We start from the raw sequence: 20,058 nt of genomic DNA, 5'->3' as shown, positions 1-20,058 counted from the left end.
CGCCGTGGCCGACCGCATCGAGGCACTGCTTCGCAACAACCTGCAGTTCGTGGAAGACCAGCTGCGCAGCGATCCTGCCTATTTCGAGAAGCTGGCCGAGGGCCAGTATCCCAAGTTCCTGTGGATCGGCTGCTCCGACAGCCGCGTGCCGCCCGACCGCATCACCGGCACCGGGCCCGGCGACATGTTCGTGCACCGCAACATCGCCAACCTGGTGGTGCAGACCGACATGAACCTGCTGTCGGTGCTGCAGTACGCGGTGGAGGTGCTGCGCGTGCGCGATGTCATCGTCTGCGGCCATTACGGCTGCGGCGGCGTCAAGGCCGCCATGGGCTGCGCCTCCCACGGGCTGATCGACAACTGGCTGCGCACCATCAAGGACACGCAGCAATACTTCTGGCGCCAGCTCGAGCCGCTCGAGGAGGAGGCGCGCCTGCGCCGGCTGGTCGAGCTCAACGTGATCGAGCAGGTCTACAACCTGGGCAAGACCAGCGTGGTCCAGCAGGCCTGGCGCGAAGGCCGCGGGCCGGCGATCCACGGCTGGGTCTTCGAGCTGGAGAGCGGCCGCATCGCCGCGCTGACCGGCCGGATCGAGGACGACGAGGGGATGGCCTCGGTCTGCAAGTTCCATGGCGCCGAAGCGCTGCCATGAGTCCAATGCTCGCTGGCCTGGCCTTTGCGCTCGCCGCGCTGTGCGCGGGCGTGATGGGCTTCGCGATCCAGCGCGGCGGAACCTGCACCGTGGCAGCCGTCGTGGAGATCGTCGACAAGCGCAGCGCGCGCCGCCTGCTGGCGCTCGGCGAAGCCTCGCTGTGGGTGGCCGGCGGCCTGCTGCTAGCTCAGGCGCTGCACCTGCTGCCGGCCATGCCCGCCGGCTATGCGCTCAGCGGCTGGACGATCGCGGGCGGTGCGCTGCTCGGCCTCGGCGCCTGGGTCAATCGGGCCTGCGTGTTCGGCGCCATTGCGCGCCTCGGCTCCGGCGAATGGAGCTATGCGCTGACGCCGCTGGGCTTCTACCTCGGCTGCCTGAGCGTCGGGCCGCTGTTCGGCCCGGGGCCGCAGCAGCCGCTGCCGCAAGGCTCGCCGGTGCTGCAGGCGCCGGCCTGGGTGGCCCTGCTCTTCCTCGCATTCGCCGCCTGGCGCGTGCTGGCCCCGTCGAGACGGATGCCCGGTGCGCGCCGCGCCCTGGCCGAGCGCATCTGGGCCCCGCATGCCGCCACCATTGTCATCGGCATCAGCTTCGTGCTGATGCTGCTGGTGGCGGGCGCCTGGGCCTACACAGAGGTGCTGGCCGAGTTGGCACGCGGCATGGCCGCGAGCCTCGCGGCGCGCACCGCGCTGTTCGTGGCCCTGCTGCTGGGCGCCGTCTGGGGCGGCTGGACCGCGGGGCGCTGGCGCAGCAGGCGAATCACCGCGGCGCAATGCCTGCGCTGCCTGGCCGGCGGCATGCTGATGGGCTGGGGCAGCCTGCTGATCCCGGGCGGCAACGACGGGCTGATCCTGGTGGGCATGCCCCTGCTGTGGCCCTATGCCTGGGCCGCCTTCCTGCTGATGTGCCTCGCCATCGGCGCGGCCCTGACGCTGGCGCGGCGGGCACGGCCTTGATGCGCCAGGCGCAATCTTCACAATTTCGTCACGGGCGCCGCCAGGCCCGGTCGCCTGCCTAGAATTTCCAGCACCAGGATGACAGCATGCGACACGCATATTCCTCGTTGGCCGGACGCACCGGCATCGGCCTTCGGCCCGAGCACTGGCGCGCCTTCGCGGAGACACGGCCGCCCGTGGGCTTCATCGAGGCGCACAGCGAGAATTACTTCGGCCGCGGCGGCAAGCCGCTGCATTTCCTGCTGCTCGCGCGCCAGAGTCATGAACTCAGCCTGCACGGCGTGGGCCTGTCCATCGGCTCGGTCGATCCGCTGTGCGAAACGCACCTGTCACGCCTCGCCGAACTGGTGCGCATCCTGGAGCCCACGCTGGTCTCCGACCACCTGTGCTGGACCTCGGTGGGCGGCGTCCACGCCAACGACCTGCTGCCGCTGCCCTACACCGAGGAGGCGCTCGCGCACGTGGTGGCGCGCGTGCAGCGCGTGCAGGAATACCTTGGGCGGCCGATCCTGCTGGAGAACCTCTCAGCCTACCTCGACTACGCGCAATCGACCGTGCCCGAATGGGAGTTCCTGGCCGAGGTGGCGGCACGCAGCGGCTGCGGCCTGCTGCTGGACATCAACAACATCCACGTCAGCGCGCACAACCTCGGCTTCGATCCGATCGGCTACATCGAGGCCATTCCGCGCGGCGCGGTACAGGAGATGCACCTGGCGGGCTTCACGCGCAACACGCTCGACGACGGCGCCGAGATCCTGATCGACACGCACAGCGTCCCGGTCGCCGACGCGGTGTGGGCGCTCTACGCGTCGGCGCTCGAGCGCTTCGGCGCCGTGCCGACGTTGGTCGAATGGGACGCCGATCTGCCCCCGCTGCCCGCCCTCGTGGCCGAGGCCGGCAAGGCTCGCGCAATGATGGAAGCAACGGCATGCCTGCGCTGCCTGACACCCAGGTCCGCGTGATGAACGCGCTGCTGCGGCGCGGCGACCCGGCCGCGGCGGTGGCACTGGTCCGCCCCGGCGCCCTGCCCGCCGCGCGGCGGCTGGCGATCTACCGCAACAACATGGTTCAGAGCCTGGTCGCCGCGCTCGCGGCCGTCTATCCGGTGACCGAGCGGCTGGTCGGCAGTGCCTTCTTCCGCCAGGCCGCCAAGGCCTGCATCGGCGTCCATCCCTCGCGCTCCGGCGACCTGCACGACTTTGGCGTCGACTTTCCTGCCTTCCTGCGCGCCTGGACACCAGCGGCCGTGCTGCCGTACCTGCCGGACGTGGCCGCGCTCGAATGGGCGGTGCACCGCGCCTATCACGAGGCCGAGCTGCCAGCCCTCGCACTCGCGCGCCTGGCCGAGGTGCCGCCGTCCGCGCAGGCCGGCCTGCGCTTGGCGCTTCAGCCCTCGGCGCGCTTCGTGTCCTCGCCCTACCCGGTGCTGCGCATCTGGCAGGCCAACCAGGCCGGCGCGGATGACACGGTGACAGTCTCGCTGGATGAAGGCGGCGTTCGGCTGCTGGTGCTGCAGCAGGCGCTGGAGATCGTGTTCGTGCCGCTAGATCCCGACGAAGACCGCTGGCTCCGCACCCTGGCCGATGGCGCCGGGCTGGGCCAGGCAAGCGCCTGCGCCTTCGACGTCGATCCAGCCTTCGATCTGGCCTCCACGCTGGGGCGTCACCTCGCGCTGGGACTCTTTACGGAGCTGCAGTCATGAGCGCCGCCCGGCTGCCCGAAGGCGCTCGCCCCCTCCTTCAGCAGGGGGTGCGCGAGGGACACGAAATGACGAGCCTGGGGGAGGTCAGCCAATGACCCGCCGCGTGCTGGTGGTCGAGGACGACCCGGACATCGGCCGGCTCGTCAAGCTGCAATTGGCCGAGCTCGACTGCGAATGCCGCCTGATCGCGGACGGCCTCGGCGCGCTGGCCGAGGGCGAGGCCGGCAACTACGACCTGGTCATCCTCGACCTGATGCTGCCGCGCATGGACGGCCTGCAGATCTGCCGCCGGCTGCGTGCCCTGCCGCGCTACACGCCGATCCTGATGCTGACTGCCAAATCCTCCGAGCTCGACCGCGTACTCGGCCTGGAGCTGGGCGCCGACGACTACCTGACCAAGCCCTTCAGCATGCTCGAGCTGGCGGCGCGGGTGAAGGCGGTGTTCCGCCGCGCCGACCACCAGCAGGCCGCGGCCGAGCACGCGCAGCAGGCGCAGCAGCCGATCGAGGCCGGCGGCCTGCGCATCGACCTTCAGCGCCACGAGGCGCTGCTCGATGGCCGCCTGCTGGACCTCACGGCCAAGGAATTCGAGTTGCTCGCCTACTTCGCACGGAGCCCGGGCCGGGTCCACACGCGCGCGCAGCTGCTCGACCAGGTCTGGGGCTACAGCCACAGCGGCTATGAGCACACGGTCAACTCCCACATCAACCGCCTGCGCAACAAGATCGAGCGCGATCCGGGCAAGCCCGACTACATCCAGACCGTTTGGGGCGTGGGCTACAAGTTCGCCGATCCCCACAGTTGAAACGAGCCTCGCCGCCGTGGAAAGCCTCTACATGCTGTTCGTCGGCGCCGCCCCGGCGGCGCTGGCGGCGTTGGCGATTTACTGGCGCTTCTCGCGGCGGCTCAGACGCCTGGCCGATGCGCTGGAGGCCTGCGCGCAGCTCGGCTGCCGGCAACCGCTGCGGGTGCCGGGCGCCGACGCACACGGCGACGAGATCCAGCGCCTGTCGGCGCACGTGGAGCGCATGTCGGGGCGCATCGGCGAGCAGGTGGCCGAGCTCGAGCGCAGTGCCAGCCGGCGCCGCGAGCTCCTGGCCAACGTGTCGCACGACCTGCGCACGCCGCTGGCCTCGATGCAAGGCTACCTGGAGCTGCTGCTGCTGCGCCAGGGCAGCCTGCCGGTCGAGGAAGAGCGCAACTACCTGGAGACCGCGGTGCGCCACAGTGAGCGGCTGGGGCGGCTGGTCGACGATCTGTTCGCGCTGAGCCAGCTGGAGGGCGAGGAGGCACGGCCACAGCCCGAGGCCTTCTCGCTGGCCGAGCTGGCGCAGGACGTGGCGCAGAAGTTCGCGCTCGATGCGCAGCGGCGCGGCATCGTGCTGCGCGCCTTGGCCGTTGATGGCCAGGCCGGCGGTGTGCGCGCGCTGGCCGATATCGGCATGGTCGAGCGCGTGCTCGAGAACCTGCTGGACAACGCGCTGCGCCACACGCCGCCCGGCGGCACGGTGAGCATCGAGTTCGGCTGTGACCCGGGGCGCGCGCGCATGGCCGTGCGCGACACCGGCTGCGGCATCGCGGCCGACGCGCTGCCCGGCATCTTCGAGCGCTACGACCATGCCGACCGCGCGCTGCCCGGTGGGCGCGGCGGGCTCGGCCTCGCGATCGCGCGGCGCATCGTGCGGCTGCACGGCGGCGAACTGGCGGCCACCAGCGTCGAAGGTACAGGCGCCTGCCTGAGCTTCGACCTGCCGCTCGTGCCCGCCAAGGCATCCGCGCAGCGCATCACGGAGGAGGTAGTCCAGTGAGCTCATCCATGATCGCCGTGGCGCTGCTCGCTCTCGCGTTGCTCGCCTGGCTGACCGTCTCGGCTGCGCGCCGCGCCGCGCGTCGCCGCGACGATTGGAATACCAGGTTGGCGCAGCTGGAACAGCGCGTGGCCGAGCAGCGTGGCGCGCTCGAGCGCGCCGAGGCCTCGCGCGCCGCCGCCGAGGCCGAGCTGCGCGCGAGCGAGGAGCGCTATGCCGCCGCGCTGCGCGGCAGCCAGGACGGCATGTGGGACTGGGACCTGGGGTCGGGTCGCGTGCAGCTCTCGCCGCGCTGGAAAAGCATGCTGGGCTTCGAGGCGCACGAGCTCGCCAATGATCTTCAGGGATGGCGCTCGCGGGTCCATCCCGAGGACCGCGCCATGTTGGACGAGGCCCTGGCACGCCCGCTGGCAAGCGACGCGCCGCCGGCAGACGCACGCTTCGAGCACGAGCTGCGCCTGCTGCACAAGGACGGCAGCGTGCGCTGGGTGCTGTCGCGCGGGGTCGCGCTCAGGCGCGCGAGCGGCGCCGCGTACCGCGTGATCGGCCAGGACACCGACGTGACGCAGCTGCGCCGCGTCTCGCATGTGCTGCAGGCGGTGGCCGATGGCACGGCCGGTGCCGTGGGCGAAGCCTTCTTTCCGGCCATGGTGCGGCACTTCGCACGCGCGCTCGGGCTGGACTGCGCCTTCGTCGCCGAGTGCGCCGACCAGCCGCCGACGCGGGTGCGCACCCTGGCCTGCTGGTCCGACGGCGCGCTCCAGGACAACTTCGAGTTCGTGCTGGCCGGCACCCCCTGCGAAGCCGTGGTCCGCACCGAGCGCCCTGCGCTGCATCGCAGCGGCCTGGCGCGGATGTTCCCGCGCGAGGCCGGCTGGGAGGCCTACCTGGGCCTGCCGATCATCGCCAGCGACGGCCGCATGCTGGGCCACCTGGCCTTCCGCCATCGCGCGCCGCTGGGCGATGAGGTGCTGGTCGACGCGGTCTACCGCATCTTCCTGGCGCGTGCGGCGGCCGAGCTGGAACGGCTTCAGGCGCTGGCGCGGCTGCGCGCGGAATCTTCGGGCGTCGCCGCTTCCTGACTGGCATCCTGGCCGGCGGCCGGCTGCGCTGCGGGCAGGTCGAAGCTGAAGCGGCTGCCTTGTCCAGCGATGCTGTGCACCCGCAGCTCGCCGCCGTGCAGCTCCACGATGCGCTTCGCGATCGCCAGGCCTAGGCCGGCGCCGCCGCCGGCGTGCTCGCGCTGCCGATCCACGCGGTAGAAGCGGTCGAAGATGAAGGGCAGCTCCTCCTCGGGGATGCCGCCGCCGGTGTCGGCCACGCAGGCCGCCACCCGCGCGGCCTCGGCGTGCAGCGTCACGCTCACCGAGCCGCCGGCCGGCGTGTGCCGCAGGGCGTTGCCGATCAGGTTGTCGAAAACGCGCTCCACCAGCCCGAGGTCGGCATCGACCGGTGGTACGGCCTGCCCGCCCTCGAAGCGCAATGCGACCTGCTGCCGGTCGGCGCCGAGCTGGAACTTCTGCAGCACGTCGACCGCGAGCTCGGCCAACTGGAAGGCCTCGCGCGCCAGCCGCACGCCCTTGAAGTCCAGCTTGGCGAGCTCGAACAGCTCGTCGACCAGCGTCGCCAGGTGCTCGCTCTGGCGCAACGCGATCTCGACGTAGCTGCGCTGCGTGGAGCGCCGCAGCTCATCGCCTTTCAGCGTCAGCATCTCCAGGTAGCCGCGCAGCGCCGCCAGTGGCGTGCGCAGGTCGTGCGAGACGTTGGCGATCAGCTCGCTGCGCAGGTAGACGTTCTCAGCCTCCAGGTCGTCCTTGAGGCGCTGGACCTGCGCCAGGGCCTCGGCCAGCTGCGCCCGCGCCGACTGGTGCTCGCCGATCTCGCGCCGCAGGCCCTCGAACAGGCGCGCGTTCTCCAGCGCGATCGCGGCCTCGGTGGCCAGCATTCGCACCACCAGGATGCGCTGCGCAGTGAAGGCGCCGGGGAACTGGCGGTTCTCGAGGTAGAGCACCCCCACCAGTCGCCCCTGCTTCTGCACCGCCACGCACATCGCCGAGCGCGGCCGATGCTGCTGGATGTAGGGATCGCTGCCGAAGCGGTTGTCGGCCGCCGCGTCGGCAAGCACCACGCTCTCGCCGGTGCGGCGCACGTAGTGGACGATGCCCAGGGGCAGGCTGCGCGATGCCGCGAGTGGCGTGCCGCGCGAGATTGCGGCCTGCGGCGCCTGCAGGGTGTCGGCCGCATGCACCATCGAATCACCCTCGCCTTCGAGCACCAGGCAGCCGCGCTCGGCGCCGGCGTTCTCGATCGCGATGCGCATCAGCCGCGCCAGCAGCCGGTCGAGCTCGACCTCGGCGGCCATGGCCTGAGCGGCCTTCATCACGCTGTCGAGGTCGAGATCGAGTCCGTCGACGTGCCCGCCCGCGGGAAACGCAGCCGTGGCCGGCAACGGAGCGGCGGCTTCCGCACCGGATGCGGGCGGCACCGGTCGCAGCCAGGCATGCCGGGCCTCGAGCTGCGCCACCTTCGCCCCTGCACCCCAGCGCGCATAACAGGCGCGCGCCTCGGCCATGAACAGCGCACCGAGCACGGCCTCGCCGCGCGCGAGCCGCAGCCGCGCATGCAACTCGTTGGCGAGCGCGAGCAGCTGCAGCAGCCCGGCATGCTGCGCCGCGAACTCGATCGCCTGCTCGTGGAACTTGATCGCGATGCCCTCCTCGCCGTCGATGCGCGCGGCCTCGGCGGCGAGCAGCAGGGCTTGGCAGCGGAAGTTCTCGGGGCAGTTCTCGGCCAGCATCGCGAAGTAGGCCCGGGCATGGCCGATCTGTTCGCGCGCCGCCCCCTGCTCGGGCGGCGGCGCCTCGTCATGCCAGGCCGCCAGCGCGAGCGCGTGCCAGAAGGCATGGGTCAGGGGCCAGACGGTGCCGGCCACTTGGTGTACCGTGGCGCCGGCCACGCTCGCCGCCGCCAGTGCCTCGGCCGGCGTGCCGAGCATGCTGCACAGGTGCAGCCGGGCCACCGCGTGGAAGCTGGCGAAGAAGGGGTTGTCGCGGTAGCGCTGGCGGTAGCCCTCCTCCTCGAAGTCCTCGTCCGACAGCGACAGTGGCCCGCGCGTGCGGCCCTGCAGCGCGAGCGCCCATTGCAGCATCAGCTGCGTCGCGTCGGCGAAGCCCTGGTTCTTGAGCTTGCGGATCAGTGCCACGTTGGGCACATGCGCCTCCACGAACTGCGCGAGGTCCTCGCAGGCGAGAAAGGCCGCCCACAGCTCCGTGCCGGCGCCGTAGGCCGCGTAGAGAAAGTCCCCGCTCTCCAGTCCGCTGCGGCAGGCTTCGCGTGCATAGGGAATGCAGCTCGCCAGCGGCCGCCGCCAGAAGTTCACGTGCGCATGGAACTGCTGGTAGATTTTGCTGCGCCGCCGCGTGTCGCCGAAGCGGTGGTTGACCGCCAGTGCCAGCATGCCGAATTCGTGCGCGCTGCGGAAGTCGCCCTGCACCGGACCGACCGTGATCGCGTGCGTGACGTAGCCGTAGGCCGATTCCTCGGCATTGCCGTGCGTGAGCGACAGCCGCACCAGGATCGCCGAGATCAGCCGCGCGAGCGTCGGGTTGCCGAGGATGAAGGCCGAGGCCCAGATGTCCGTCAGCATGCTCATCACGATGAGGGTTTCCGGATGGTCCATCGGGGGCAGCTCGACCAGCGCCGCGATCGGCCGCGTGCCCAGCAGCGCGGCGATGCGGTCCATCTCGACGGCCAACGCGGACTCGGTGTCGGCGGGGGTCTCCGGCAGGCGGAGGCCGAACAGTGCCAGCCCTGCGCGCGTGCTTGCCAGCGCCTCGGCATAGCGCGCCATGTGCTCGTGCTGCACGCTCTGCAGCCGATGGACGCGGGCGCGCTCGATGTTCGTCGCGGCGCGCAGCAGCAGCTGTTGGTACTGCGGCTGCGCTGCCTCGAAGCGGCCGCACAGGTACTCGCTTTCCACCGCCTCGAGCTGCAGCGCGAAGCACAGCGCATGGTCGCCCGCCCACTGCGCCTCGTCGAGCAGGTCGACACCGGCGCGGAAGAACTCGAGCGCGGCCTCGTGCGCGGTCGAGGATTTGGCCTCGCGCCCCGCGAGCAGGTCCAGCCGGGCGACCTCGCGCCGCTCGTCGGGCGCCTCGATCAGGCCGCGCCCGCGGTTGAGGTGGTGCGCGATGTCGAACAGCCCCTGCTGCGCCGGCGCCTCGCCCGCGCGCTGGCGCAGCAGGCGGCCGATGCGCAGGTGCAGCATGGGCTTGCGCGCCTGCGGGATCAGCGCATAGGCGGCCTGCTGCACGCGGTCGTGCAGGAAGGCGTAGGCCGGCGCGTCCCCGTGCGCCGAGGCCTCGGTATCGGGCGGGACGGGCACGATCAGCCCCTCGGCCACCGCCTGGACCAGGTCCTCCGCCACGGTCTCCTGCGGCTGCTCACAGATCAGCGCCAGCGTGTGCGCATCGAAGCGGTTGCCGATGCAGGCCGCCAGTGTCAGCGCGTACTGCGAGCGGCTGGACAGGCGCTGGATGTTGCGCGTCATGAGCTCGACCACATCCTCGGCCAGCGGTGCCTGCGCGATGGCCTCGACCCGGTAGCGCCAGCGCTGCGCCACCGCGTCGAAGCGGAAATGGCCGTCACGCTCCAGGCTGCGGAGGAACTGGTGCACGAAAAAGGGGTTGCCGCCGGTCTTCTCCAGCACCAGGCGCGCCAGCGGCAAGGCCTCCTCGAGCTCGCCGTGCAGCATGTCGCGCACCAGGGCGGCCAGATCGGCCAGGCGCAGCGGCCCGAGCGTGACGCGCTGCACCGCCACGCTGGCGGCTTCCAGGGCGTGCAGCGCGGGCGCCAGGTGCTGCGGCGCATCGGGCTCGTTGTCGCGGCAGGCGCCGATCAGCAGCAGGCCGCGGATCTCCGGGCTGTCCAGCAGGGGCTCGAGCAGGGCCAGCGTGGCGGCGTCGGCCCACTGCAGGTCGTCCAGGAAGACCACCAGCGGATGCGCCGTTTGCGCCACCGCGGCGACGAAGTTCCGGAACACGCGCTGAAAACGGTTCTGCGTCTCGGTAGGCCCCAGCGGCACGGGCGGCGGCTGCTCGCCGAGGATGAAGCCGATCTCCGGGATCACCTGCGCCAGCACGCCGCCGTTGTGCCCCAGTGCCTGCGCCAGTGCCGCGCGCCAGTGCGCCAGACGCGGCTCGCTCTCGGTGAGTATCTGTCGCACCAGCTCGCGAAAGGCCTGGATCAGGGCGCCGAAGGGCACGCCCCGCACCACCTGGTCGAACTTGCCCGAGACGAAATAGCCGCCCTGCCGGCGCACCAGGGGCCGGCACAGTGCGAGGACCAGGGCGGTCTTGCCGATGCCGGCATAGCCGTCCACCAGCAGCATTGCGGGCCGCGCCTGCGCCTCGCGCGCGCGCTCGCAGGCCGCGCGCAGCAGCGCCTGCTCCGCTTCGCGGCCGTACAGCTGCGCACGGATCGCGAGGCCCCGCGCCGGGTCGCGCAGGCCCGGCACGAAAGGCGCGATGCGCCGGTGCGCCGCCCATTCGCGCGCGCAGAAGGCCAGGTCCTCGGCGAGGCCGGCCGCGCTCTGGTAGCGCTCGCCGGGCGACTTGGCCAGCAGCTTCATCACGATGTCCGACACCGGCTGCGGCAGGCCTGGTACGCGCGCAGCAGGCGCCACGGGCGTGCCCGCGATGTGCGCGTGGATCAGCTCCAGGGCATCGTCGGAGGCGAACGGCAGCTCGCCGGTCAGAAGTTGGTAGAGCAGCACGCCGAGCGCATACAGGTCGCTGCGGTGGTCGGGGCTGCTGGCGGTGCGGCCGGTCTGCTCGGGCGAGGCATGGCGCAGCGGGGCCACCGTGCCCATGGCGGCGGCCGGCAGCAGCGCTTGCCCGGCCTCGCTGCCCGCCTCCGCGAAATCGACCAGCCAGGCGCGGGCCGATGCGCAATCGCCCAGCACGATCTCGGGACGCAGCCCGCGGTGGACGAGGCCGCGCCGGTGCAGCTCGGCCAGCGCGGTGGCGAGCTGCACGCCGAAGTCGAGCGCCAGCGGCAGCGCCAGGCCGCCGGCCGAGAGCAGCGAGGACAGCGGCTCGCCGCCCGGATCGTCCATCACCAGCGCAGGTCCCGCGGCCAGGTCGAAGAGGCGCGGCTGCAGCGCCGCGGTGCAGGACAGGCCGGCCATGAGCTCGCACTCGCGCCGCAGCGCCGCGCCCTCGGCGGCGCCCGGTGGCAGCTGCTGCGCGCACTTGAGCAGCACGCGCCGACCCGCGAGCAGGCCGCGACCGAGCCGGAAGGCACCGGTGTCGGCGATCCAGGCGTGGACTTCGGGCGTCGGGCTCATCGCGTTCCTCCTCTTCCCATGGCGCGGCGCAGGCGCGCTGTGCGCACTGTGCGCCCGATCCGGCCTCCCTGGCAATGCGTGACCAAAGCGTGAACTTTGGCGGACCGCGGCGTGAAGCGCGGCGGCCACAGTGCATCGCGGAGCCGCCGAATGGCGGCCCGTCCCTCGTCAATCACGCTTCCAGGAGAAAGTCACCATGCACATCGCCAATCCCCCGCGCCGCTCGATTCGGCGCCATGCCCTGCTCGCGGCGCTGGCCGCAAGCGCGCTCGCCGCCCTGGCGCCGTCTGTCCATGCCGGCGAATGCCCGGCCGACAAGGTCGTCGCCGACGGACAGGGCCAGAAGCCCGGACCGACCACGCCCAAGGACGTGACGGACGTGGTGCGCTACAGCACCGACCTGTCGAAGGAGCCGCTGGCGCTCCAGGGCCGCCTGTTCCGCCTGCGCCAGCTCGAGATGAAGCCCGGCGGCATCGTGCCCTGGCACAGTCACAACGAGCGCCCGGCGATGATCTACATCGTCTCCGGCGAGGTGGTCGAGTACGCCAGCAGCTGTGCCGTGCCCATCGTGCACCGCGCCGGCGACGTGGCGCCGGAGAGGAACGGCACCTCGCATTGGTGGAAGAACACCGGCAGCACCACCGCCGTGCTGATCTCGGTGGACCTGTTCCCCACCGGCAAGCAGATGGACCCGCACGAGATGTGACATGAGGAGCGCGCCATGTTCATTCACATCTCCAGGCTTCTGTCGGCGGCCTGCCTCGGGCTGGCACTGGTTGCGACGCAGTCGCCGGCGCAAGGTCGGGCGCCGGCCGCCGACGGCCTGATCAAGGTCCGCAGTGCCTATTCGGTGGAAGAGACCATCGAGCGCATCAGGAAGGACATCGCCGACAAGGGCATCGTGTTCTTCATGGCGGTGGACCAGTCCCAGCTCGCGGCCGAAGCCGGCATCCGCGTGCGGCCCTCGACGCTGCTGGTGTTCGGCAATCCGCCGCTGGGCGCGCAGTTCCTGACCTCGAACCCGTATTCGGGACTGGACTGGCCGGTGCGCCTGCTGGTGCTGCAGGACGAGAGCGGCGCGGTCTGGGCGGCTTACACCGACTTCGACTGGATCGCGCGCCGGCACGGCATCACCGACCGGCAGGCGCAGTTCGCGATGGCATCCGCCGTGGTGGCCTCGATCACCTCGACCGTGCGCGCGGATTAGCTCAAGCAGGAAAGGACCGGCCCATGAGCACGCACTACGACGCATTGATCATCGGCAGCGGCCAAGCCGGGCCTTTTCTCGCGGCCCGCCTGGTGAAGGCCGGAATGCAGGTTGCGCTGGTCGAGCGCGAACATCTCGGCGGCACCTGCGTCAACGACGGCTGCATGCCGACCAAGACGTTGGTCGCGAGCGCGCGCGTCGCCCACCTGGCGCGCCGCGCGCGCGACTTCGGCGTCGTGCTCCACGGCGCCGTAGGCGTCGACATGAAGGCCATCAAGACACGCAAGGATGCCGTGGTCGACAACGCGGTGAAGGGCCTCACGCAGTGGCTCGAAGGCATGCAGGGCCTGCGCCTGGTGCGCGGCCACGCGCGCTTCGTCGCGCCTCACGCGGTAGAGGTCGATGGCGAGACGCTGGAGGCGCCGAAGATCTTCATCAATACCGGCGGCCGTCCCGTGCTGCCGGACTGGCCCGGGATCGACCAGGTGCCGGTGCTGACCAACACCTCGATGATGGCCCTGGACGTGCTGCCACGGCACTTGGTCGTGCTCGGAGGCAGCTACATCGGGCTCGAGTTCGCGCAGGTCTACCGCCGCTTCGGCGCCGAGGTCACGGTGCTCGAGTACGCCGATCGCCTGATCGCGCGAGAGGACCCGGAGGTGTCGCAGGAGGTGCAGGTCATCCTCGAGAGAGAGGGCGTGCGCTTCTTGCTCGGCGTGCGCGATGCGCGCGTGTCGAAGTCGGCCGACGGCCAGGGCATCCGCATCGCGCTGGCGGCCGGCGGCGCGGCGCACGAGATCGAGGGCAGCCACCTGCTGTGCGCGGTGGGTCGGCGGCCGAACACTGACGACCTGGGCCTGGAACGCGCCGGCATCGCCACCGATGCGCGCGGCTTCATCACCGTCGACGCGCAGTTGCGCACTAGCGTGCCCGGCGTGTGGGCGCTGGGCGATGCAAACGGCCAGGGTTCCTTCACACACACCGCGTACAACGACCACGAGATCGTCGCCGCCAACCTGCTGGACGGCGAGGCGCGCCGCAGCACTGAGCGCATCCCCGCCTATGCGCTCTTCACGGACCCGCCGCTCGGCCGCATCGGCTTGACCGAGGCGCAGGTGCGGGCCAGCGGCCGTCCCGCCCTGGTGGGCGTGATGCCCATGAGTCGCGTGGGCCGCGCCAAGGAACGCGGCGAGACGCAGGGCTTCATGAAGGTGCTGGTCGATGCGAAGACGGAGCGCATCCTCGGCGCGGCTCTGCTGTGCATCGAAGGCGACGAGATCGTGCATTCACTGCTGGACGCGATGGCGGCCGATGCGTCGTACCGCGTGATCCGACGCTGCGTGCACATTCATCCCACGGTGAGCGAACTCATCCCGACGTTGCTGGATGGACTCGTGCCGCTACGGTGAGGCGCTCAGGACGCTCGAGCGTTGCATACCACTGAAGCTACAGAAAAGCAAATGCGGCCACGCGATCAGGGTCGGAAGCAAGGCATCAATCAGAAATGGGATCTCTCATGGAGCTGACGGCCGTCGCCGAGCATTTGCTGAGACGCCGTCACCACCGGCGCAGGCGAGCCGACTGCGCCCCCCCACCATGTGCGCGGCCAGCGATTCGTAGAGAGGCCGGCTGGTCATTCGCGAGACCAGGCTGGCCAGCATGGCCGAGGCCGTCAGGCTCAGCACCATCGAATGGCCGTCGACCAATTCCATCACGATGATGAAGGCAGGTGAGCGGTGCGTGCGTCACGGCGGCAAGAAAGCCGGCCATGCCCATGGCGATCAACGCGGAGCCGAGCCCGGAACGGCGAGGAGTTCTTCGCCTACTTCGCGGCGCTGTCGCGTTAGGTGAGCGGCGACGGACTTCGTGCTCGCTGGATTAGTGGAGCGCCGTGCTGGCTGGGAAGGGCTACAGATGCCGCGTTGACCCATTCAGCTTGACGGTAGGAGAATTCTTCGTGCACCGGGCGGTGCGCTCCCCGGCCGAGTCGCGGGCTACCCGCGCCGATGGTGTCATCCCAGCCCCGCGGAGGGACGATGTGATGGACGAAGCCAAACTTAACGAGTTCATGAGCAAGCTCGTCGTCGACATGGGTGGCGCGGCCATCATGGCCAACGTGATCCTCGGTGAGGAACTGGGGTTGTACCGGGCGATGGCCGACGGAAACCCGGTTATGCCAGACCAACTGGCCGAGCGCACCGGTTGCAACGCCCGGCTCGTGCGTGAGTGGCTCAGCGGACAAGCGGCGAGCGGCTACGTCGAACACAACCAGGGCCGCTTCAGGCTGCCCGAAGAGCAGGCCATGGCGCTGGCGCAAGAGGACTCGCCGGTCTACGTGGCCGGCGGAGCGGTCGTGCTTGCCAGCATGTACTTCGATAAGGACAAGGTGGTCACCGCAATGCGCGGCGACGGCGCGCTGTCGTGGGCCGATCACCATCCGTGCCTCTTCTCTGGAACCGAGCGTTTCTTCCGGCCCGGCTATCGAGCCCACCTGGTCAGCGAATGGCTGCCGGCGCTCGACGGCGTGGTGTCCCTGCTCGAGCAGGGCGCAAAGGTCGCCGACGTCGGCTGCGGTCATGGTGCGTCCACCCTGATCATGGCGAAGGCATTTCCGAAGTCGACCTTCCACGGATTCGACTTTCACGACCGCTCGATCGAACAGGCGCGCCAGCGCGCGGCTGCTGCCGCCGTTGGCGAGCGGGTCCAGTTCACCCAAGCGACTGCACAAGGTTTCCCGGGTAGCGATTTTGATCTGGTGTGCTTCTTCGACTGCCTGCACGACATGGGCGATCCCGTGGGGGCAGCCCAGCGTGCGCACGAGGCGCTAAAGCCGGGAGGCTCAGTACTGCTGGTCGAACCCTTTGCCAACGACGAACTGGACGAGAACCTCAATCCCGTGGGCCGGCTGTTCTACGCGGCGTCGACTTGCATCTGCACGCCCAACTCACTGTCGCAGGAAGTGAAGCTGGGGCTTGGCGCGCAGGCCGGCGAACGCCGGCTGAGGCATGTCTTCGCTGAGGCGGGCTTCTCCCGCTTCCGCCGCGCGACCGAGACGCCGTTCAACTTGGTGCTGGAGGCGCGCAAGTAGCACCCGGCCAAGCTCGTTGACGTGGGCTTCCGGGCACGCGGCTCGCGAGAAAGGGTTCTGCTTCCGCTTGTGACGGGATTCTGCCTGTGCCGATGGTGGACCCATGACGCAGCTCTGGTGTTCGTCGTCGCACGCCCCGCCACGACCCGAGCCGCCATCCACTGAAATCTCGCGGGCCCAGCCAGATATCCTTGACGAGGCGACTGCCTTCATCCAGCTGGCGACAGATACGACGCCAACACCTGCATCTGCGCACCCGGTAGGCATCTGACAAAGAAACTCGCGGCGCCCTGACGAGCAGGCGGAGGGCGGCTGCACGCCCGACGGGGAGGAACGCGCCGCCTGAGGCCAAGTCTTCGGCTCCTGTGGCTGCATCGACGGCAATGGCAACGCCGTCAGGCTCAAGCGCGGCATCGGCGGCTTCGTAGTCCGGTGCCGACCCGGACGTGGGCGCCGGGCTGGCGCGCGGGCGCCCCGGCCGGCTACAGCCGTGCCAGCGCCGACACCGATGTGCGCAACAGCAGCGCCAAGACCGACAGCTACCACCCGGGCCTCTATGTCGCCAGCTACAGCTGGAACAAGACCGACACCAACCGCTCGGTCACCTTCGCCGCTTGGCCCACGTGCGCGTGGAAGAGCGAGCCTTCTTCGAGCGCGGCGGCCCGGCGGCGCTGTACGGCGACGCTGAACTGGGCGTTCTGGGCAGAGCAGGGACGGCCCAATTCAATTTCCTCAGAGCTGGCATCCACTGTCGCTGCGCTGCAACAGAGCCCAGCCCCTGTTCAGCGCTTTGAGTATTTACGACTTACGAGCAAGTCGTATAGATGGCTGACCCGCGGCATCATCACAAGTAACAACATGTGATGAAAAAGGTCGATGAAATCCAGCCATGCGGAAAAGGCAACTCGCAACAACAAATCCTCCAACAGGAGCGCCCGGTTCGTGCATCTCGGCCCCTCGGCAGCGACACCCCAAAGGCCTCCCCTCCCCACTTCTGTGATTGCGTTGGCGGTGCCTTCATGGCCGCAGTGAATGAGTGCGGCTCGGACACTGCCGGCGCGAGCTTGGTCCGCTGCAGCGACGCAAGCCAGGGACCCGCTTTCACCAGCACTCGCCTGCCCGTCCGCAGGCGCGCAGATCAGCTTTTCGAATTGATTTTTAGAAGGAAACAAATCAAATGAATCATGTGTTCCGCATCGTCTGGTCCAGGGCCCTGAACACCTGGGTGGTCGCCTCGGAATCCACCACCGGGCGCGGAAAGAGCGGCGGGGACAACCGTCGATGCCAGGCACTGCTGGCCGGCGTCGGCGCCGCTGCGCTGGCCATCTGCTGCTGGTCGTCACCGGCCAGCGCACAAACATGGACGGGCACGACGAGCAGCGACTGGACGGTCGGAAGCAACTGGTCCACGGGCACGGTGCCGACCGGCAACGTGACGATCAGCACGAGCACGCCGAATCCCGCCGTGCTTGGCGTCTCCGGCCCGGCCACCGCGACGATGGGCATCCTGACGATGGGCACGACGGCGTCGAGCTCGAGCGCGCTCACCATCCAGAGCGGGAGCACCCTGACGTCGGTGGCGGCAGGCACGAACATCATTGGTCAAGCTAACGGGGCCAATGCCACCGTCACCGTCACGGGTCCGGGCTCGGCCTGGTCTACCGCCGCCAGCACCATCCTGGGGAATGGCAGTAGCGCTACGGCCACCCTGAACATTGCCAATGGCGCCGCCGTCAGCATCGCCAACAGTCTGACTTTGGGGCAGTCTGGGATAGTAGGCGGCAACGCGGTGCTGAATATCACCAGTGGCGGTACCCTCGCCACCACGGGCAACGCGACGATGTTCAGGAGGGGCGGCAACAGCACCGCCAACGTTTCCGGCGCCGGCTCGAAGTGGAGCGTGGGAGGATCGCTGATTGTCGGCAGCGGCATTACCGGTGCCGCCTCCGGCACCAGCGTGTTGAACGTGGACAACGGCGGCGCCGTGACGGTGGCGGGCCCTATCAGTATTGGTGGGCTCACCCTCAGCACAAGTGGACTCGGTACGCTCACGCTCACAGGCGCTGGCTCGCAGTTGAGCAGCGGCGGGGCACTCAACATCGGCCAATTTGGTACAGGCACGCTGACGCTTTCCAACGGCGCGACGGCGACCGCCGATACGGTGACGCTGGCCGCCGGCTCGTCCGGAAGAGGCACGCTCAACCTCGGCGGCGGCGGTACGCTGGCCACGCAGTCGCTGACGGGCCGCACGGGCGTGATGCGCCAGGCCAACTTCGACGGCGGCACGCTGCGCGCGGCTGCCAGCAATACGGCCTTCATCACCGGCTTCAGCGGCACCGAGCTCAACATCGCCGCGGGCGGGCTTACCCTCGACACCGCCGGCTTCGATGTCACTGCGGCCTCCCCCTTCTCCGGCGTGGGTGCGCTGATCAAGACCGGCCTCGGCACGGCGGTGCTGACCGGTGACAACAGCTACACCGGCGGCACGACGATTTCGGCGGGCACGCTGCTACTTGGCAACGGCGGCACGTCGGGTTCGATCACGGGCGATGTGACGAACAACGGCACGCTCGCCTTCAACCGCTCGGACCGCCTGGACTTCGGCGGCGCGATCTCGGGCGCGGGCGCCATCCGCCAGATCGGCTCGGGCTTCACCAACCTCAGCGGCAACAGCGCAGCCTTCACCGGCACCACGACCGTGGAAGCCGGCACACTGGCCGTCAATGGCGTCCTCGGCGGCAGCGCCAACGTGCTCGCGACAGGCCGCCTGCAGGGCTCGGGCACCATCGGCAGCCTGGCGGTTGCGGGCACCGTCGCCCCGGGCAACTCGATCGGCACGCTGACGGTCAACGGCAACTTCACGCAAGCCGCCGGCTCGACCTACGAGGTCGAGGTCGACCCGGCGTCCAATGCCTCCGACCTCATCCACGCCAGCGGCACCGCCGGCATCGCGAGTGGGGCGAGGCTCAACGTCGTGCGCATCAACAGCAGCGACTTCGTGGTGGGCAACCGGTACACGGTTCTGACGGCCGATGGCGGCGTCACCGGCACCTACAGCCTCGACGGCGACACCCGCACGGCCTTCGTCCAGCTGCGCGACAGCTATGACGCCAACAACGTCTACCTGAATGCCGAGAAGGTGCGCAGCTTCACGGAGGTGGCCGGCACGCCCAACCAGGTGGCCGTGGCCGCGGCGCTGGACAGCCTGCCGGACAGCAACGCTCTTTCCAATGCGGTGGCCTTCCTGCCCAGCGACTTCGCCGCGCGCGATGCCTTGAACCAGCTGTCGGTGGATATCCATGCCTCCACCAAGACCGCGATGCTGGAAGATAGCCGCTTCGTGCGCGAGGCGGCCATCGACCGGCTGCGCACTGCCACCTGCGCGCCCGGCAGCGCGCCCCAGCAGCCCCAGCAGCCGGTGCAGGGCAGCCAAGGCGAGGGCTGCACGCCTGCGGACAACCAGGCCCGCACCGCCTGGTCCCAGGTCTTCGGCTCGTGGGGCCACATCGACGGCGACGGCAATGCGGCCAAGCTCAAGCGCGACATCGGCGGCTTCGTCGTCGGTGCCGACACCGGCGTGGGCGCCGGCTGGCGCGTGGGTGGCCTCGGCGGCTACAGCCGCGCCAGCGCCGACACCGACGCGCGCAACAGCAGTGCCAAGACCGACAGCTACCACCTGGGCGCCTACGGCGGCACCCAGTGGGGCGCCACCGCGCTGCGCCTGGGCGCCGGCCAGAGCTGGAACAAGACCGACACCAGCCGATCGGTGGCCTTCGCCGGCTTCGCCGACAGCCTCTCGGCCAAATACGACAGCACCACCACCCAGCTCTTCGGCGAGCTGGGCCATCGCATCGACACGGGCGCGGTGGCGCTCGAGCCCTTCGCCGGCCTGGCCCATGTGCGCGTGAAGAGCGATGCCTTCTTCGAGCGCGGCGGGCTGGCCGCGCTCTACGGCGACGGCGGCAGTGTCGATGCGACCTTCTCTACGCTGGGCGTGCGCGCCAGCACACAACTGGGTGACAGCACCCGCGTGCGCGGCCTGGTGGGCTGGCGCCATGCCTTCGGCGACACCACGCCGACCAGCACGCATGCCTTCGGCGGCAGCCTGCCGTTCACGATCGCAGGCGTACCGCTGGCGAAGAACGTGGCGGTCGTGGAAGCGGGCGTGGAGACGCAGCTGCGGCCGAACCTCAAGCTGGGCGCCTCCTACGCGGGCCAGTTCGGCGACGGGCTGCAGGACCATGGGTTCAAGGTCAACCTGAACTGGGCGTTCTGACATCTGCTTCGAGCCGAGCCAGTGCG

Annotated in this window: 14 protein-coding genes and 2 pseudogenes; 14 read left to right on the top strand and 2 right to left on the bottom strand. The window is 70.0% G+C overall.

The annotated features are described in order from the left end of the window. Nucleotides 1-4 precede the first annotated feature (4 nt). From AC3A6B_RS10020 to AC3A6B_RS09990, 7 genes are all read left to right on the top strand, one after another. Nucleotides 5-652, top strand: coding sequence for a carbonic anhydrase (locus AC3A6B_RS10020; protein WP_487836563.1), 648 nt, complete (start codon nt 5-7; stop codon nt 650-652). Further along, nucleotides 649-1,605 (top strand): YeeE/YedE thiosulfate transporter family protein, encoded by a 957-nt coding sequence (locus AC3A6B_RS10015; RefSeq protein WP_487836562.1) that lies wholly within the window; start codon nt 649-651, stop codon nt 1,603-1,605. The genes AC3A6B_RS10020 and AC3A6B_RS10015 overlap by 4 nt, the downstream gene beginning before the upstream one ends. 86 nt (nt 1,606-1,691) lie before the next feature. Beyond that, a complete protein-coding gene (bufB, locus tag AC3A6B_RS10010; RefSeq protein WP_487836561.1) occupies nt 1,692-2,567 on the top strand; it encodes an MNIO family bufferin maturase in 876 nt (291 codons plus the stop codon). After that, entirely contained in the window at nt 2,534-3,307 is a 774-nt protein-coding gene (locus AC3A6B_RS10005; RefSeq protein ID WP_487836560.1) for an HvfC/BufC family peptide modification chaperone, read from the top strand. The genes bufB and AC3A6B_RS10005 overlap by 34 nt, the downstream gene beginning before the upstream one ends. Nucleotides 3,308-3,398: 91 nt before the next feature. Next, nucleotides 3,399-4,112: a response regulator transcription factor gene (locus tag AC3A6B_RS10000; RefSeq protein ID WP_487836559.1), complete on the top strand. Its 714-nt coding sequence runs from the start codon at nt 3,399-3,401 to the stop codon at nt 4,110-4,112. 16 nt (nt 4,113-4,128) lie between these two features. Continuing rightward, nucleotides 4,129-5,115 carry a sensor histidine kinase gene (locus tag AC3A6B_RS09995; RefSeq protein ID WP_487836558.1) on the top strand — a complete coding sequence of 329 codons (987 nt, stop codon included), beginning with the start codon at nt 4,129-4,131 and terminating at the stop codon, nt 5,113-5,115. Continuing rightward, entirely contained in the window at nt 5,112-6,197 is a 1,086-nt protein-coding gene (locus AC3A6B_RS09990) for a PAS domain-containing protein (RefSeq protein WP_487836557.1), read from the top strand. Before AC3A6B_RS09995 ends, AC3A6B_RS09990 begins: the two co-directional genes overlap by 4 nt. On the opposite strand, the gene AC3A6B_RS09985 is transcribed toward AC3A6B_RS09990, so the two are convergent. After that, nucleotides 6,146-11,461: a GAF domain-containing sensor histidine kinase gene (locus tag AC3A6B_RS09985; protein WP_487836556.1), complete on the bottom strand. Its 5,316-nt coding sequence runs from the start codon at nt 11,459-11,461 to the stop codon at nt 6,146-6,148. The genes AC3A6B_RS09990 and AC3A6B_RS09985 overlap by 52 nt on opposite strands. Before the next feature lie 196 nt (nt 11,462-11,657). On the opposite strand from AC3A6B_RS09985, the gene AC3A6B_RS09980 reads away from it, so the two are divergent. From AC3A6B_RS09980 to AC3A6B_RS09970, 3 genes are read left to right on the top strand one after another with little or no spacing between them, the layout of a single operon-like run. Beyond that, nucleotides 11,658-12,167, top strand: a complete 510-nt coding sequence (locus tag AC3A6B_RS09980) for a cupin domain-containing protein (protein WP_126839272.1) — start codon at nt 11,658-11,660, stop codon at nt 12,165-12,167. 15 nt (nt 12,168-12,182) lie between these two features. Next, nucleotides 12,183-12,668, top strand: a complete 486-nt coding sequence (locus AC3A6B_RS09975) for a DUF302 domain-containing protein (RefSeq protein WP_487836555.1) — start codon at nt 12,183-12,185, stop codon at nt 12,666-12,668. 23 nt (nt 12,669-12,691) lie between these two features. Then, nucleotides 12,692-14,077 (top strand): FAD-containing oxidoreductase, encoded by a 1,386-nt coding sequence (locus AC3A6B_RS09970; RefSeq protein ID WP_487836554.1) that lies wholly within the window; start codon nt 12,692-12,694, stop codon nt 14,075-14,077. Between the two features lie 105 nt (nt 14,078-14,182). On the opposite strand, the pseudogene AC3A6B_RS09965 reads toward AC3A6B_RS09970, so the two are convergent. Further along, a pseudogene (locus AC3A6B_RS09965) lies at nt 14,183-14,465 on the bottom strand (chloride channel protein); the annotation flags it as partial. Nucleotides 14,466-14,709: 244 nt separating this feature from the next. Between AC3A6B_RS09965 and AC3A6B_RS09960 the strand changes: the two are divergent. The 4 genes and pseudogenes from AC3A6B_RS09960 (at nt 14,710) to AC3A6B_RS09945 (ending at nt 20,032) form a co-directional block, all read left to right on the top strand. Then, complete coding sequence (locus AC3A6B_RS09960) at nt 14,710-15,756, top strand: class I SAM-dependent methyltransferase (RefSeq protein ID WP_487836553.1); 1,047 nt, start codon at nt 14,710-14,712, stop codon at nt 15,754-15,756. A gap of 432 nt (nt 15,757-16,188) precedes the next feature. Then, nucleotides 16,189-16,620, top strand: a complete 432-nt coding sequence (locus AC3A6B_RS09955; protein WP_487836552.1) for an autotransporter outer membrane beta-barrel domain-containing protein — start codon at nt 16,189-16,191, stop codon at nt 16,618-16,620. 313 nt (nt 16,621-16,933) lie between these two features. Next, nucleotides 16,934-17,434 (top strand): annotated as a pseudogene (locus tag AC3A6B_RS09950) (ESPR domain-containing protein); the annotation flags it as partial. Nucleotides 17,435-17,545: 111 nt separating this feature from the next. Beyond that, nucleotides 17,546-20,032, top strand: a complete 2,487-nt coding sequence (locus AC3A6B_RS09945; RefSeq protein ID WP_487836705.1) for an autotransporter outer membrane beta-barrel domain-containing protein — start codon at nt 17,546-17,548, stop codon at nt 20,030-20,032. Nucleotides 20,033-20,058 lie beyond the last annotated feature (26 nt).

Source organism: Variovorax sp. Soil_C_33, from assembly GCF_057656935.1.
This window is presented reverse-complemented; position numbering and strand designations above follow the sequence as displayed.

Bases quoted from the DNA above. Each gene is read 5' to 3' on its own strand.
- AC3A6B_RS09960 (WP_487836553.1), top strand. From the start codon at position 14,710: ATGGACGAAGCCAAACTTAACGAGTTCATGAGCAAGCTCGTCGTCGAC.
- AC3A6B_RS10000 (WP_487836559.1), top strand. From the start codon at position 3,399: ATGACCCGCCGCGTGCTGGTGGTCGAGGACGACCCGGACATCGGCCGG.
- AC3A6B_RS10015 (WP_487836562.1), top strand. From the start codon at position 649: ATGAGTCCAATGCTCGCTGGCCTGGCCTTTGCGCTCGCCGCGCTGTGC.
- AC3A6B_RS10005 (WP_487836560.1), top strand. From the start codon at position 2,534: ATGCCTGCGCTGCCTGACACCCAGGTCCGCGTGATGAACGCGCTGCTG.
- AC3A6B_RS09980 (WP_126839272.1), top strand. From the start codon at position 11,658: ATGCACATCGCCAATCCCCCGCGCCGCTCGATTCGGCGCCATGCCCTG.
- AC3A6B_RS09985 (WP_487836556.1), bottom strand. From the start codon at position 11,461: ATGAGCCCGACGCCCGAAGTCCACGCCTGGATCGCCGACACCGGTGCC.
- bufB (WP_487836561.1), top strand. From the start codon at position 1,692: ATGCGACACGCATATTCCTCGTTGGCCGGACGCACCGGCATCGGCCTT.
- AC3A6B_RS09970 (WP_487836554.1), top strand. From the start codon at position 12,692: ATGAGCACGCACTACGACGCATTGATCATCGGCAGCGGCCAAGCCGGG.
- AC3A6B_RS09975 (WP_487836555.1), top strand. From the start codon at position 12,183: ATGTTCATTCACATCTCCAGGCTTCTGTCGGCGGCCTGCCTCGGGCTG.